Origin of the sequence: Lacticaseibacillus salsurae, assembly GCF_045862175.1 — a bacterium.
Lineage (GTDB): Bacteria > Bacillota > Bacilli > Lactobacillales > Lactobacillaceae > Lacticaseibacillus > Lacticaseibacillus salsurae.
Map to the genome: position 1 here is coordinate 19,134 of NZ_BAAFZI010000009.1, position 15,430 is coordinate 34,563.

At 49.2% G+C, this 15,430-nt stretch carries 13 protein-coding genes and 1 other RNA gene; 8 read left to right on the plus strand and 6 right to left on the minus strand.

Annotated features, from left to right (window positions below):
• Window positions 1-190: 190 nt before the first annotated feature.
• A complete protein-coding gene (locus ACKTSG_RS04760) occupies window positions 191-625 on the minus strand; it encodes an ACT domain-containing protein (RefSeq protein ID WP_407892467.1) in 435 nt (144 codons plus the stop codon).
• A gap of 186 nt (window positions 626-811) precedes the next feature.
• On the opposite strand from ACKTSG_RS04760, the gene ssrA reads away from it, so the two are divergent.
• Window positions 812-1,176, plus strand: a transfer-messenger RNA (tmRNA) gene (gene ssrA, locus ACKTSG_RS04765).
• Between the two features lie 105 nt (window positions 1,177-1,281).
• On the opposite strand, the gene ACKTSG_RS04770 is transcribed toward ssrA, so the two are convergent.
• On the minus strand, window positions 1,282-2,592 hold the full coding sequence (locus ACKTSG_RS04770) for an aspartate kinase (protein WP_407892469.1): 1,311 nt from the start codon (window positions 2,590-2,592) through the stop codon (window positions 1,282-1,284).
• Window positions 2,576-3,700 (minus strand): homoserine dehydrogenase, encoded by a 1,125-nt coding sequence (locus tag ACKTSG_RS04775; protein WP_407892470.1) that lies wholly within the window; start codon window positions 3,698-3,700, stop codon window positions 2,576-2,578. The genes ACKTSG_RS04770 and ACKTSG_RS04775 overlap by 17 nt, the downstream gene beginning before the upstream one ends.
• Window positions 3,701-3,839: 139 nt before the next feature.
• Here ACKTSG_RS04775 and thrC point away from each other — a divergent pair, with 139 nt between their 5' ends.
• Both thrC and thrB read left to right on the plus strand, forming a co-directional pair.
• Complete coding sequence (gene thrC / locus ACKTSG_RS04780; protein ID WP_407892472.1) at window positions 3,840-5,288, plus strand: threonine synthase; 1,449 nt, start codon at window positions 3,840-3,842, stop codon at window positions 5,286-5,288.
• Between the two features lie 4 nt (window positions 5,289-5,292).
• The gene (gene thrB, locus ACKTSG_RS04785; protein WP_407892474.1) at window positions 5,293-6,189 is read left to right on the plus strand and encodes a homoserine kinase; all 897 of its coding nucleotides are present in this window, start codon (window positions 5,293-5,295) and stop codon (window positions 6,187-6,189) included.
• A 42-nt stretch (window positions 6,190-6,231) separates the two neighbouring features.
• Here the strand turns inward: thrB and ACKTSG_RS04790 are convergent, their stop codons facing one another.
• Window positions 6,232-6,801 (minus strand): hypothetical protein, encoded by a 570-nt coding sequence (locus ACKTSG_RS04790; protein ID WP_407892476.1) that lies wholly within the window; start codon window positions 6,799-6,801, stop codon window positions 6,232-6,234.
• Window positions 6,802-6,816: 15 nt separating this feature from the next.
• Complete coding sequence (locus ACKTSG_RS04795) at window positions 6,817-7,572, minus strand: FtsX-like permease family protein (protein ID WP_407892478.1); 756 nt, start codon at window positions 7,570-7,572, stop codon at window positions 6,817-6,819.
• 207 nt (window positions 7,573-7,779) lie between these two features.
• Between ACKTSG_RS04795 and ACKTSG_RS04800 the strand changes: the two genes are divergently transcribed.
• Together ACKTSG_RS04800 and ACKTSG_RS04805 are read left to right on the plus strand one after the other, a co-directional pair.
• Window positions 7,780-8,580: a Cof-type HAD-IIB family hydrolase gene (locus ACKTSG_RS04800; protein ID WP_407892480.1), complete on the plus strand. Its 801-nt coding sequence runs from the start codon at window positions 7,780-7,782 to the stop codon at window positions 8,578-8,580.
• Complete coding sequence (locus tag ACKTSG_RS04805) at window positions 8,573-9,505, plus strand: LacI family DNA-binding transcriptional regulator (protein ID WP_407892482.1); 933 nt, start codon at window positions 8,573-8,575, stop codon at window positions 9,503-9,505. The genes ACKTSG_RS04800 and ACKTSG_RS04805 overlap by 8 nt, the downstream gene beginning before the upstream one ends.
• 100 nt (window positions 9,506-9,605) lie before the next feature.
• On the opposite strand, the gene ACKTSG_RS04810 is transcribed toward ACKTSG_RS04805, so the two are convergent.
• On the minus strand, window positions 9,606-11,822 hold the full coding sequence (locus tag ACKTSG_RS04810) for an LTA synthase family protein (RefSeq protein WP_407892484.1): 2,217 nt from the start codon (window positions 11,820-11,822) through the stop codon (window positions 9,606-9,608).
• A 154-nt stretch (window positions 11,823-11,976) separates the two neighbouring features.
• Between ACKTSG_RS04810 and ACKTSG_RS04815 the strand changes: the two genes are divergently transcribed.
• From ACKTSG_RS04815 to ACKTSG_RS04825, 3 genes are all read left to right on the plus strand, one after another.
• On the plus strand, window positions 11,977-12,579 hold the full coding sequence (locus ACKTSG_RS04815; RefSeq protein ID WP_407892486.1) for a VanZ family protein: 603 nt from the start codon (window positions 11,977-11,979) through the stop codon (window positions 12,577-12,579).
• Between the two features lie 520 nt (window positions 12,580-13,099).
• Window positions 13,100-13,951 (plus strand): GRP family sugar transporter, encoded by an 852-nt coding sequence (locus ACKTSG_RS04820; protein ID WP_407892488.1) that lies wholly within the window; start codon window positions 13,100-13,102, stop codon window positions 13,949-13,951.
• 124 nt (window positions 13,952-14,075) lie between these two features.
• On the plus strand, window positions 14,076-15,416 hold the full coding sequence (locus ACKTSG_RS04825) for a glucose-6-phosphate isomerase (protein ID WP_407892490.1): 1,341 nt from the start codon (window positions 14,076-14,078) through the stop codon (window positions 15,414-15,416).
• Window positions 15,417-15,430 lie beyond the last annotated feature (14 nt).

A 15,430-nucleotide genomic window follows, 5' to 3' on the forward strand; every position in this document is an offset into this window, starting at 1 on the left:
TAAACCCGCGGCCTTTGCATTCAGACTAGCACTCAGCTGGAATTTTGACAATGAACCAAAGTCGTAGGTTTCATGAATTTTTAACGCGTGCAAAAGTGCCTAGCAACCGCCTATGGACACAAACGTCCTGAACTTATGATCGCACATGCAGATCACCGGTCCAGGACGTTTAGGCGCTTGGTTCATGGCATCATTCAACTGAGATCAAATTGACATCCGTGACGCCATGCGATCGTTTCAACGCCGCCACCAACTCATCTAATGAGCCAGTCAAATTGGAGATATCAAACGACACCACCACGCTGGCCCAATTATGGATCGGGATGTTTTGGTTGATGGTGATGATCGAGGCGTTGGCGTCTGACATCGTATTGAGCACTTCTGATAAGATCCCGCGCTTGTCGTTAAGCATCAACGACAACACCGCTTTGCGTTGCGAGATCCCAGAATCTGGCAAAAACACATAATCTTTGTACTTATAATAGGTGCCTCGGCTGATGCCGACTTTTTTGACGGCTTCAGACACTTGGCGGACTTGCCCGTTTTCGATCAACGTCCGGGCTTCGATCACTTTGGCGACAACATCTGGCAAAATGGATCGGTCCACAATGTAATATTTATCCACACAGCAACCCCGCTTTCATATGGCTTATTGTACCATGTTTCGTGAACAAGTGAATGCTAAAAGTAAGCGTTCACGTCACTTCATTGAATCTTCATTTTGATCTGGGGGTGAGGCGAATCAAACGGTCATCACTTTTGACCATTTTTGACAAAGTCTGATGCGACGTGCTAAACTTAAAGGGCATACGGGGGTGTAATGGTCTCGACATTGGTGGCTCGCACATGTGGTGCACGTCGGAGGGTCGGCTCCGTCAAGAACGCATACAGTTTATTAACTGCAAAAAACAACAATTCTTACGCTTTAGCTGCCTAATAACAGCTTAGCGTGATCGCCGTAGCTTCGCTCAAGGGTTACTTAGCGGTCTCAAATTAATTGAGCTACGCAATGCCTTGCCACCTGAGGGGTATTGAAGAGATAGTAGGTTAGCTTAATTGCGTTAGCCTTGATTCACGGCGCGGCAGTTAGGCGAATTTCAAATAGTGGAACTAAGCGTGTAGAATCACATGTAGTGGGGCTGATGGACAGGAGTTCGATTCTCCTCACCTCCATACAAAACCCGTTTGCTAGCCAAGATGCCTCAGTGGCATTGAAGGCTTTTTTTTTTGCCCAAAATCACCTTAAAATCGGCTACTGTAAGGCCAGGCATTTAAGCGTGATCACGCGCCAAAATAAGGTTCTGGCGCATTGCGGGTGTGCAAGAAGTTTTGATAAATGGCATTGAGTGCCCGCGCGTAATCATGAGTGGCCACGCCGATCAATAAGTTTGAATCCCCGGAATTTTGTGAGACCAACCGTACCGGGATATTGTTGTCATCTAAATAAGCCAATAAGCGTCCGGCGATGGCTGGGCGTTTGGCCAAACGCTGCGAGATCGTGGAGATCAAGGCAATATTGGTTTGGATCGCCAGATCATCTGGGGCACAAGCGCTGACTAAGTCTTTGGCAAGCACTTGGCGTTGCGCCATGGCCAAAGTTCCATGGCAGATCAAATTCAAGGTGTCGATCGAAGTTGGCATGTAGACGACTTTTAGCTTGTGGTCTGCCATCACCGCCAACGCTTTTTGGACCACATCTAAATGGGCAGCTAGCTGATAGCGCTTCAAAGTGATCACCGTATAATGCCTGCGCCCAGCGATGCCAGTCAAAGGCCCATCTAAGTTCCCAGCGCGTACCACCAGCGTCCCAGCGTCGTTTGGTTGATTGGTGTTTTTGATGCGAGTGGGGATGCCTTTGGCGCGCACCGGTTGCACTGCGTCGGCTTGAAATACTGCCGCACCCATAAAAGTCAACTCGCGCAATTCGGCGTAAGTCAATTGCGTGATGGCTTTTGGGGCGTGCACGACGCGCGGATCCGCCATTAAAATGCCAGACACATCCGTCCAGTTTTCATAAAGATCGGCGTCTAATAAGTTGGCTAACCATGCCCCGGAAATATCCGAACCGCCACGCGGCATTAAATGCACGCAACCAGATTCATCCCCGCCATAAAATCCTGGTAAGACAAAATGCTTCGGAGCTTTGGCTAAAGCTTGCGCTGAAGCCGCCGCGTCGAATTGATCATGATCAAATAACATCACCTTGGTGGCATCAAGCATTGGCCAACCTAAGTATTCCGCCATGAGACTGGCTGTGAGGAACTCACCGCGACTGACCAAATAATCATGATCGTGATGCGCGTTCCACTGCGTTTGAATCTGGTCGACGGCCTCGGTGAGATCAAAGTTTAACTGCAGTACGGCTTTGATCGGTGCCAGTCTGGCAATGACTTGCGCAAACAAGGCTTGATCATCAGAAGCGGCGATGCGCAACAAAAGATCCGTGAGTTTCACTGGGTGTTGGGCGTCTTTGCCGGCTGCTGACACCACCAAATAACGGCGCTTCTCGTCGCTAGCCAAAATGGCTTTGACTTTGGCAAATTGTTCGGCGTTGGCCATTGAAGACCCGCCAAATTTACAAACTATGGTCATGAAGTTGCACCTCCGAAGCTAAGCGGTAAGCTGCGGCATGGTCATTTCGCGACAAGCGTACGCTGATTTCACCGGCGGTCGTGTCATCGAGTTGTTGCCAGCCATTATCGTCGCGCCAAAGCCAGCTGCCGCGGAGCAATTCAGCATCATTACGCAAATCGCGGTTAAAATGGCGACTTAAATGCGGCACGTGTTGGGCGATATCCAACAAGTCTTGAATGATCGCATGCGCCGTGGGCAGTTGGCCAGCGCCTTGGCCGAAAAATTGTAACTCGCCAATGGTGTTACCTTGCAAGCGGATCAAATTGAAATTATCCGGGCAGTTGGCTTCGAGACTGCACTTTGGCACTAAAGTTGGGGCGATCACCGCAGTGAAGCGGTGGTGATCGCGCTTGGACACGCCGATCAAGCGGATCGCCAACTCATGTTTTGTCGCCCAAGTGATATCTGCGGCAGTGACGCGCCGGATGCCAATAGTGGGTAACGCAAAATCTGGCGTCGCGTTATAAGCGATGGCAGTGGAAATACGCAGTTTGTTGGCGACATCGATCCCATCGATATCGGCAGTTGGATCTTTTTCGGCGTAGCCTAATGCTTGCGCTTGGGTCAACGCTTTTGCAAAATCGACGCCGGTTTTGGCCATGTGATCGAGGATATAGTTGCTGGTGCCGTTGAAAATCCCAGACACGCTAGACACGTCATCCACGCGGGCGGCATTTTCTAAGTTCTTCACCCAAGGGATCCCGCCGCCAGTGGTGGCTTCATAGTAAAAATGCACATGATTCGCGGCTGCGGTTTCATTGAACGCCTGCAAATATCGCGCCACGACGGCTTTGTTGGCGGTGACCACATGCTTGCCGGCGTTTAAGGCTTGCAAAATGTAGGTATGCGCCGGTTCGATGCCGCCCATGGTTTCCACCACCGCGTCAAGTTCTGGGTCCGCCAAGATCGCATTTAAGTCGCTGGTGGCACGCGGATCGAAAGCGACATCTGTTGGCCGCGTGAATAAATAGCGGACCTTGAGTGTCTTGGTTTGGTTGGTTTGGGCGCTGATGATCTTGTCAACGCCGCTACCGATTGTTCCGTACCCTAAAATTGCGATTTGCATGGCGAACCTCGATTTCTGTGTTTTAAATCAATAAACACTTGTATTTGAATACTGAACAGATTATCATAACCAGTATGCCATTGCAAATGAAAACTTGGTAGCGCAAGAAATTTCTTGCTACCGGAAAACGAGGCCTGATATGTATACCAGCACGCGCGACGACCAACTTCAATTAACCAGCAAACAAGCCTTGACGAAAGGCTTTGCGACTGACGGGGGATTGTTTGTGTTACCTACACTGCCAAGCGTTGATCTGACCCAAATGCTGGCTGCAGATTACCAACATCAAGCCCAAATGGTTTTAAGCGCTTTGTTACCAGATTTTGAACCGGCAGTGATCGCTCAAGTGGTCCAAGCCGCTTACGCCGATCAATGGGACGATGCGCGCATCACGCCGCTGAAAAAAGTTGGCGATCATTATATCTTGGAATTGTTTCATGGCCCAACCAGCGCTTTTAAAGATATTGGCTTACAAGTGTTGCCACGTTTGCTCCAATATGCCATCGACGCGCAAACCAAAGTGTTGATCTTAGCGGCCACTAGCGGCGATACTGGCAAAGCCGCCTTAGAAGGGTTTAAAGATGTGCCGCAAACGGCGATCGCCACGTTTTATCCTGAAGGTGGCGTCAGTGCGATCCAAGAAAAGCAAATGCGCACGACTGGCGGCGCCAACACCCATGTGGCGGCGATCAAAGGCAATTTTGATGATGCGCAAACTGCCGTCAAAGCGATGTTGAACAATGCGCAATTAGCCGCGCAACTCGGATCGGTGAAACTGTCTGTCGCCAATTCCATCAACATTGGCCGCTTGGCGCCGCAAGTGGTGTATTACTTCAATGCCTATCAGCAACTAGTCAGATCCGGCGTGATCAAAGTTGGCGAAAAGATCAACTTCACAGTACCTACTGGCAATTTCGGGGATGTGTTAGCAGGCTATTATGCCAAGTTGATGGGCTTGCCTGTCAATAAGTTGATCGTGGCAACGAATGCCAATTCGGAAGTCGCTGATTTTTTGGCCACTGGTATTTATGATCGCAATCGCGAGTTTGTTAAAACCGTTTCGCCTTCAATGGATATTCAAATTTCCAGCAATTTGGAGCGCTTGTTGTTTTATAAAAGCGGCGGTGATAGCGCCTTGGTCGCCAAATTGATGCAAGAGTTGGCCGAAACTGGGCGTTATCAAGTTTGCAATGACTTGCTTGCCGCGATCCAACAAGATTTTGTGGCTGGCGCGGCCAGTGATGCGGAGGTGGTGTCAGCAATTTCGACGGTCGACGCCAACGCCGGTTATGTGATGGATCCGCATACCGCTAATGGCTATGTGGTGCAACAGCGCCTGCAAGTGCCTGGCGTCACGGTATTGTTAAGCACTGCCAGTCCGTTTAAGTTCCCCCAAGTGGTGGCAGGGTCGGTGTTGAATCAACATTTTGATTCCGGCTTTGCGGCAATGGCCGCGTTGCACGAACAGCGGCAGTTGACTATTCCAGCACCACTCGCTGCATTGGCGGATCTGCCAGAACGTTTTGATACGGTGTTGATGCCGCAAGCCATGCCTAAATGGGTCGCCAAAATCGCCAAGGAGATGTGAAACCATGTTTGAAGTCACTGTACCTGCAACGAGTGCCAATCTTGGCGTCGGTTATGACGTCTTAGGGTTAGCCGTGGATCTGTATTTAAAAGTCGAATTTGCCAGTCGTGATCATGGCGTGGCGATCATTGGCGGCGATCCCAAATTTCAAAATGCAGACAATCTGATCTATCAAGCTTTCCAAAAAGGCTGTGCAGCCATTGGCGAACCCACCCCTGGCGTGCAAATGACGATCAGTTGTGACATTCCAGATTCGCGCGGCTTAGGGAGCTCAGCAGCTTGTATCGTCGCTGGTTTGGCCGGCGCTAATTATTGGTTTGATTCCCCATTAAATGACACGGAATTGCTCGCCTTGGCCACGGCCATGGAAGGCCATCCAGATAACGTGGCCCCAGCAATTTTTGGCGAGTTGACGGCAACGATCATGACTGGCAATAAGCCAGTAGTCGCCCATTATCACGTGGCGGACAACTGGCAATTGGCGGTGGTGATCCCAGATGTTGAGTTAAGTACCGCCAAAGCGCGCGCAGTGTTGCCTAAAACCATGACCTACGCCAAAGCCAGCTATCAAATGGGACATTGCACGCTAGCCGCCACGGCACTTGAACGCGGCGATGAGGAATTGTTGCAGGCGGCTTTACAAGATCAAATGCAAGAACCTTTCCGCGCCAGCTTGATCGACGGCTTTCCTGAGATCAAGAATTTAGGCCAACAATTAGGCTTGAACGTGGTGATCTCAGGTGCCGGTTCGACCATGTTGGCAATTGGCCAAAAGCGCTCCCAACTGCAACGCTTTTTACAATTAGCCAAACAAGCGCATCCCACTTGGCGCTGTGAACAAGTGCACATCCAACCTCACGGCGCGCAGATTTCAACGCTTCAAGCGGCTGCAGAAGCCTAACAAAAATGCCTTTCGACCATCGCGTCGAAAGGCATTTTTGAGTTAAGCAGAAGCCGCGTCATCAAGGGATGGGGCTTCTTGCCAGCTGTGTTTGGGATTGGCTTGGATCAAGCCCATGTCAGTGGTCAAAATGATCAAGCTAGCATCTGCTTGGGCGATCGCTTCTTGGGCACAGGTCAAAAATAACCGCGTTTCTTGTGGATCTAAGGCTTCTGGGAAGTCTTGCATCAACAAAAATTGACGCCCTGACATTAAGCCGCGAAACAACTGGACATATAAACTTTGCGCAGGCGTCAGGTGCTTGGCATCGCTGTCTAACAACAAGGTATCTTTGCGCAAAGCTTCCGGGATCAAGGTAAACGGGCGATGTTGTCCATTGATCAAAATATTGCTACGAACCGTTAAATACGGGACGATGCTGGCATCTTGTTGGGAGATCATCGCCATATTTTTGGCGGCGCCATGGCTGACAAAAGTCTGGGCATAAGTTTCAAACCCATGCGTCAACGCAGTAGCGTCGGCAAAGTGGATGTAATACAAGCCAGCTGGGGTAAACAAGTTGGTCAATGTCGTTTCAAAGTGTTTGGCGCGTTGGGAATGAAAAATGGCCATTTAACTACCTCCTGGTCAAGGCAAGCGCAAGCGTCGGCGACTGCGCCAAACGCTGAATGCATAGACGACAGTTTGCGGGATCACTAAGGCACCAAGTCCGCCTAAAAATGTTGTTGAAAAGCCGCAAAGTACGACAGTATCTAATCTGGGACCGCCGCGGTGCGGGATCACCAAGCTGTCTTGAGAAAAATCCGTGATCCGATGCGCAAAAAGTTGTTTGGTCAACTTGGTGAAATCACTAGCTGAAACTTGACCGTTGAGTTGTTGTTCAAGCAACGTCGCATTCAGTTTGATCAAGTGTTGATCCAATACTTGGGTGAAGCATACCAAAACCAACCAAGCCAACCCGAAGCCGACGACAAATACGACCAGATTTTCCAAAAGGTATTGGCTGATGATATCACCAGCATTTTTGCCGATCAGCAAGTAGGCGTTGGTTTCTTGTTGGCGCTTTTTGGCCAAATAAATGGCAAAGCCAAAAGTGACCAACGCCAACATGGCAATGCTGACCCACCACCAATTGAGGTATTGGGCGGTAACGTTGGTGTAGGCGGTTTGCACTGAGGTGATCAATTTGGTGGCAGACTTCACGGCAGTGGTGTCGAACTGTTGCAAGCGCATTTTGAAGCCAGTTTGGGTAACTTGATTAAGTCTAGTCGCGGTCAACAACACCATACTGATGATGGTAAACAACGCGCTGACCAGCACCCCGGCAAGATACGGCCGGCGATGGTAGCCGAGTGCTTTGATCGCTCTTTCTAAAAACCGCATGTCGTCACCTCACTGAATAATTCAAGTATAGCCGCCAGTTTTGAACAAAATATGAACTTCCGGCGAATTCGGCATGGTTTCGCAAAAATTTCTCGCCAGCCCCTTGACCGGAAACAGGTTCCACAAATTATGCTGAAGCTGTTGCAGCAAGACGTCACATGAAAGTGTGCAGTCACAAAAATCAGCGAATGTGGTAGGCGAAAGAAATTGATCAAATATTATTTTTCAGACATTGATGGCACCTTGATCCATTCTGATGGCACGATCGGCAAGCGGACGCAACAAGCGATTCAAGCGTGTGGCGTGCCGTTTTCGTTGGTGTCAGCCCGGGCGCCATTTGAAATGGCAGCATTGATCGACACGTTGCAATTAAGTGGTTTGCAGATCGCTTATAATGGGGCGATGATTTTTCAAGGCAGTCAGCCGATCATCGCCTATCCGCTGGCAGCGCCGACATTATCGGCTATACTAAAGGCATACCAAAAGCATTTTCAACGCGATCAAGTGTATTGCGCTTTATATGGGGCACACACTTGGTATGCAGCGGCGCCAGACCCTAGCACCCGCGAACAAGTGGCGATGACTGGGATTGCCCCGCACTACCGACCGCTGACTCAAATCACTGAGCCAATTTTCAAAGTGATGTTTTATTGCGCAGATCATGCCACGCTGCAGCAATTGACGGCGTATTATCAAGTGGCAAAGATCCCTGGCTACCAAGCGGCGCGCTCAGGGGATTATTGGCTGGAGTTGACCTCAAACCAAGCCAACAAAGCCAGTGCGATCGCCACAGTGTTGGCAACTAGTCAGCTGTCGGCTGATGAGGTGGCGGCTTTTGGTGATAGTGAAAACGATTTACCCATGTTTCAAATGGTCGGCCAAGCGATCGCCATGGGCAACGCGCCGGCTTTGATCCAACAACACAGTGATGTGGTCACCAGCACCAATGATGAAGATGGCATCGCTGATTTCTTAGCATCATGCCCACAGGAGGAATTCAATGGCTAATATTCGCGACATTGCCAAGCGCTCGCATTACGCAATTTCCACAGTATCACGAGCGATCAATCATTCCGGTTACGTGTCCAAAACTGCCCAAGCCAAAATCGACGCGGTGATCAAAGAGTTGGACTATGTGCCCAATGCCATGGGGCAAAAGCTGAGTTATGGCAAAAGCCAGATCATTGGCGTGGTCATGCCGCAAAACGATACGCGCTACTTTACGCGGATCTTAAGCAGTATCGTCGATGCCGCGGCGCAACAAGACACGCATATTTTGTTGTTGACCAGTGGCTACCAAACGCAACGCGAACGCGATTTTTTGGAAATGTTGCGGCGCCATGCCGTCGATGCGTTGATCTTTTTATCTCACGAGTTGCTGATCACTGCCATCAGCCAATATCAAAAATATGGCCCGATCGTCCTTGGGGAAGCGACGGATCAAAGCGGTCTTTCTGCCGCCTATAGCCAGCGCCAAGCCAGCGAGATCCAAGCGCTTAAATGGATCATGGCAACGTATCAGCCTCGCAGTATCGGCTTTTTATTTCGGCGGCCAGTGGCCAAAAGTGGCACTAGCCGTTCTTGGCTTAGCGCCTATGCCAAAGTGTGTGCCCAATTGCCTGAACCGCAAATCGTGACGGCAGTTGACGCTTATGAGAATGCCTACCAAGCCATGGCGAAGTTCAGCGCCATGCCTGATTATTTGATCGCCAACAGTGATGAAACTGCCGCAGGCGCCTTGCAGTACTGCCAGATGCATCACCTGCATTTGCTTGGCGTGTTAGGCCAAGAACGTGAGCCGATCGGGGAGGTGTTGGGGTTGCCTACCATCGATCATCATTTTGACGCGCTTGGGCGCAAGTTGTTTGCTTTAGCGACGTCACCTGCGATCCAACACATTGCCATACCAGCTACTTTTATTGCCAAGCGCTAAGTCATCAAGGTGCCACCAGTTGTTGTTGGTGGCGCCTTGATGACTTTTTATTTCCCGGGAAATAAAAAACGAGCCAGCTGCTTAAGCTGACTCGATGCGGTTATTGTTGAAGCCCTTTGAGGCTTGAACTTGAAGAAGAACTGGCACTGTTGTTTTTCAGCACACTTTTTGGAAACTTCGTCAAAATGCTAGGATCGCTTTGGACTTCCGGAGCATCGGTGTGAAAATCGCCCACCGTGGTGCGATCACCATTTTGGCTATACAGTGAGGTAGATTTATCACCTAGCGCTTTTTGCGTTTGTAAGACGTTGGTCAAGCTGTTGGCAAAATTCGTGTCTTGCGGATCCACTGGCGCGAAGCCTTTTGGCACGTAAAAGCGTAACAAGTTCTTTGACGCGACGGTGTCAGACAAACTCAAAGCATTATTGACTTGGGCTTGCTTGGCGGCCAGTTCTTGTTTCAAGCTGGCGTTGGGGTGGATCGCTTTGCCAGTGCGATTGAGGTAAACCGTACTGCCGATCACCGTGTAGCGTGGAGTGACAAAGTTGTGATTGCGAAAGGCGACAGTTTGATCATGTTGCGCGGAAAGTAAGTCGGTACCAAATTGCACGTAATCTTGCGTGTTGACGCCTAACAAATGCAGCAAGGTCGGCAACACGTCGATTTCACCGCCGTAAGTATGCTTGATGCCACCTTTAAGCCCTGGCATGCTGAAGATCAGCGGCACGCGCTGCATTGCGGCATCGTCATAGCTGTTCCAGTCTTTGGCGGATTTGCCTAACAATGGTGCCAAGGTGGTGTTGCGATCATTGGAGATACCATAATGGTCCCCATACATCATCACCAAAGAGTTTTTGTACAAGCCGCTGGATTTCAAGTAAGCGAAGAATTCCTTCAACGCCCCATCTAAGTAATGCGCCGTGCGAAAATACCCGTTGATCGTCGCATCATCTGTGCCAGCATCAGGAAAGTCACTGTCTTGATCTGACACATAGAAAGGATAGTGATTGGTGGTAGTGATCACTTTACTGTAGAAAGGTTGTTGCAGGCGTTCCATATACTTAATGGTTTCGCCAAACATCAACTTGTCTTTGATCCCATATTCAGTCGTTTGATCGGTGTCTTGAGCGTAGAAGTTGCCATCAAAAAACGATTGATACCCTAAAGATTTGTACACATTATCGCGATTCCAGAAACTGCCAGAACCGCCGTGAAATACCGCAGTGGAATAGCCTTTGGTTTGATTTAAAATCGCCGGGGCGGCTTCAAACGTGTTGTCCGTGCCTAAACTGGTGAACAAGCTGCCAGATTCCAGCCCAAACATGCCAGTTTCTAACATGTTTTCAGCGTCTGAAGTTTTCCCACCACCGACTTGATTGAAGAAATTATCAAAGCTCAACGTGTTTTTGTCCTTGACTAGCGAGTTTAAAAACGGCGTCACTTCTTGCCCGTCGATTTTCATGCCTAATAGGAATTGTTGGAAAGATTCCAAGTGAATGATGATCACATTCTTACCTTTGGCGACGCCTGCATATTGCACATTCGGCGCGGCGTAATGAGTCTTGGTGTAATCAAGCACTTTATCCATATCTGACGCATCGGCGCTGGCGCGGACTTGGGAGTTCTGGGCGGTTTTGACCCCATCATATAAGGTGAAAGGCGCCAATCCTAAGTATTTCACGATGTAATTATGATCAAATGTACGCGTCAACAAGTTCGGCCGGTTCAACTCGGCGATCGCCATGTTCACGGCAAATATCGCCACTGCCACCACAGAAACGGCTTGCGGTAGGTGATATTTCGGCGGGCGTTGATCCAAGTGCAAACCAAAATGCGGCCAGCGCAAAGGTTGATTTTGCAAGTAGCGCAAAATGTTCCACAGCGCATAACCGATCAAGATCAACACCACGATGATGATGTCGATCCAATAGACCAGATCCCGCGGCGTCATCATGCTCATGGAGCTGGCGCCCAGGCCTTGGGCCACTTTAGAGACCCCAAGCATGGTGGTAATGGTCAAAAAGTCACTGAATTCGCGGTAATACAACACATTGGCAAATAATAATAAGTTTAAGGCCAAATAAACCACGATCCCAGCGGCATAAGCGCGCCGCGGGTGTTTGGGGTACATGGCCAAAGATAATAGTAAAGCGCTGGTGCCGATCGGGTTGAGCAATAGCAAAGCTTGTTGAATGAAGCCGCTCGCCCCTAAGCTGAAATCGACATGATACGCAAAAATGGTTTTCAGCCAGATCAAGCCCAGTAAGAGCGCTAAAAAGCCCAGTCGGGTGGTGCGCAAGCGATGGAAATTTTTCAAAAGGAGCCTCCTTCAGCACTTGTCTAACATATTGTACCTGTGCGCAAGTCCTTGGGCAAATCTCCTTGGGAGTTTAATAGAAGTCTTAAGTTCATGCCAGGTGTATCGCAGGGTGAGGTGGCTTTGGTACAATGTGATCAACGGAGGAGTGCGGATGCTGTTTTTAGGACCCATTTATCGCGCGGTCGCTGACAGTCGCTTAGGTGACGTCAATCACTGGCCGTTATTGCGCTTAGTCTTTTATTCATTAGACAAAACCTTGCTTTACTTGATCATCGCGTTAGCTGTGCGATATTTGTGGCACTTTTGGCACCATCGGCCGGTGAGATTCGGCCATGAAGTCAAAGTCGCGCTGTTTATTGCCTACATTATTTTGCTGTTGGCACTGACGGTATTTCGCGATGTGTATTATCCATGGCAATTGGTGTTTCATTGGCACCGCAGCTTGGCGGTGATCAACACGCAACCGCTAGTGGAAACCATTAAGCTGTGGTATGCCACTAGCCGCTTTGATTTTTGGTATCAGTCGGTGGGGAATGTCTTATGGTTTTTGCCTTTTGGGTGGGGCATGGCCAGCTTGACCAAAAAAATCGGTTTCTTGCGCGTCGGCTTGCGCGGCTTGGCGTTGAGTTTAGCCATCGAGTGCTTGCAGTTTCTATTGATCTCTGGCGTGGCTGACATTGATGATGTGATCTTCAATGTCTTTGGCGCGCTGTGTGGCTACTGGTGCTATCGGTTGGTGCATCCGCGCCGTTAAAACTGGGCTTTGCTTCGGCAAAGCCTTTTTTGATGCCAGCGCCGCAAGTAAAAAATTCCCGCCAAAATCACAGTCAAATTAGGCAAAGGTCAAATGAGCTGTTATGCTGAAACTGTCATAAGCTGATGGCAGAACTTTCATCGCGTTTAATAACAAATTTGCTGATACTTTAGTTTTTAAGTTTTCTGAAACTCGAAAGTTTTCAAGACGGCTTGTGAAAATATTCAGTGACACCCGTCACCAAACCGCTAAAAAAGTAAGTTGTTTACACTTTTTTTCGCGTCTTTACTGCCACTTGAAAACACTGACAAAAGGTGGCGAGTTTTGGGCGTTTGTGACGGTTCATGAGTGATGCACGCCACCTATGATAACGGTTTCGGTATCCGTTTGCATAACCGAAACGGCGCGATTTCAAGGTTGAAATGAAAACGAAATCAAGATAAAATAACTACTTGTGGTTTTTAAATGTAAATCTTGAAATCCGGACTTTATAAATTTTCTAATGGAAAGAGGAGAGGTAATGGCAATCATTATTGCGCTGATCCCAGCGATCGCATGGGGGTCTATTGGCTTAGTTAGTGGCAAACTCGGCGGCAACGCTTATCAACAAACCTTAGGGATGACTGTCGGGGCCTTGTTCTTCGGGATCGGCACTTGGTTAGTTGCTCATCCGGTAATGGATACGAAAGTTTGGCTGTTAGGCATTTTGTCTGGGCTGTTTTGGGCCTTGGGGCAAAGCCAACAGTTCCAAGCCATGAAATATGTCGGCGTCTCCATGACCGTGCCAATGTCCACTGGGATGCAACTGGTTGCTTCCACTTTAGCTGGGGCGTTATTGTTTGGCGAATGGAAAACCGGCAAAATGGTCGCTTTAGGTTTGTTGGCCTTGGTTTTATTGGTAGTTGGGGCAACGTTGTCTTCTCGCCAAGAAAAAACTGGTACCACCAAAGCTTCTGGCAACTATGTCAAAGGGATCCGCACCCTGTTGATCTCCACTGCCGGTTACGCCGGTTACACCATCGTGGTCAATGCCGGCCACCTTGGCGCAACTGCTGTGGTGATGCCACAAGCGGTAGGGATGTTAGTCGGGGCGTTGCTATTTTCTATCGGGCATGACGCTTTTGCCAAAGCGACCGCCAAAAACATTGTCACTGGGTTGTTTTGGGGCACAGGGAATGTGTTCATGTTGATGGCGATGAGCTCTGTGGGCTTGGCGATCGCTTATTCCATGTCGCAAATGGGGATCGTGATCTCCACTTTTGGTTCGATCTTCTTGTTAGGCGAACGCAAGACGCACAAGGAAATGACTTGGGTCACTTGGGGTGCGATTTTGATCATTGCCGGTGGCGTGGTCCTCGGGATGATGAAGTAGTACTTATATAAGTAGCCGTCGATGTGAACATTTACAATTTATCGCATCGGCGGCTTGCTTTTTGAAAGTCTAGTGTTTAAAGTTTACAATGTAAATGATTGAAAAATTAGGAGGAACGCTGAAAATGGCTACTATTTCATTTGACGCATCAAAGCTGACCCCGTTCGTACACGACAACGAACTCGGCCAAATGCAGGCACTGGTTACTGCCGCAGACAAAGAATTGCGTGAAGGTACTGGCGCTGGCGCCGATTTCCGTGGCTTTTTAGATTTGCCAGTCAACTATGATAAGGACGAATTCGCCCGGATCAAAGCGGCTGCTAAGAAGATCCAATCTGATTCAGAAGTGTTCGTTGCGATCGGTATCGGCGGCTCCTACTTAGGTGCTCGCATGGCGTTTGACTTCTTGTCACACACTTTCCGCAACTACGAACCAGGCCGCAAGCTGCCAGAAGTTTATTTCGCTGGTAACTCCATTTCCGGTACCTACTTAGCTGATTTGATCGAACAAATCGGCGATCGCGACTTCTCATTGAACGTGATCTCCAAGTCTGGTACCACCACTGAACCTTCTATCGCTTTCCGCGTGTTGAAGGCGAAGTTGATCGAAAAGTATGGCAAAGAAGCTGCTAAAGGCCGCATCTATGCTACCACTGATCGCGCTAAAGGCGCTTTGAAGTCTGAAGCCGACGCTGAAGGCTACGAAGAATTTGTTGTGCCTGATGACTTAGGCGGTCGTTACTCTGTGCTTTCTGCAGTTGGTTTGCTGCCGATCGCCGTTGCTGGTGGTGACATCGACAAACTCATGGAAGGCGCTGCTGCCGGCCGTGACGAATACAAGTCAGACGATTTGACGAAGAACCAAGCCTACCAGTATGCGGCCTACCGCAACATTTTGTACCGCAAGGGCTACACCACTGAATTGCTTGAAAACTACGAACCAACCTTGCAATACCTTGGCGAATGGTGGAAGCAATTAATGGGCGAATCCGAAGGTAAAGACCAAAAGGGTATCTACCCATCAAGTGCTAACTTCACCACTGATCTGCACTCATTAGGCCAATACATCCAAGAAGGTTTGCGTAACTTGATGGAAACTGTGGTTTGGGTCGAAAACCCAACCAAGGATGTGACCATCCCAGTTGAAAAAGGCTCTCTTGATGGCCTTGAATTCCTTGAAGGTAAGAAGATGTCTTACGTTAACCGCAAGGCCTACGAAGGTGTTGTCTTAGCCCACACTGATGGTGGCGTGCCTGTTATGACGGTTTCCATCGACAAGCAAGACGAATTCACTTTAGGCTACTTGATCTCCTTCTTCGAATACGCTGTGGCAGTATCTGGCTACTTGAACGGCATCAACCCATTCAACCAACCAGGTGTTGAAGAATACAAACGCAACATGTTTGGTTTGCTCGGCAAGCCTGGCTACGAAGATTTGACTAAAGAACTTAACGCACGCCTGTAATACCAACGGCTTGA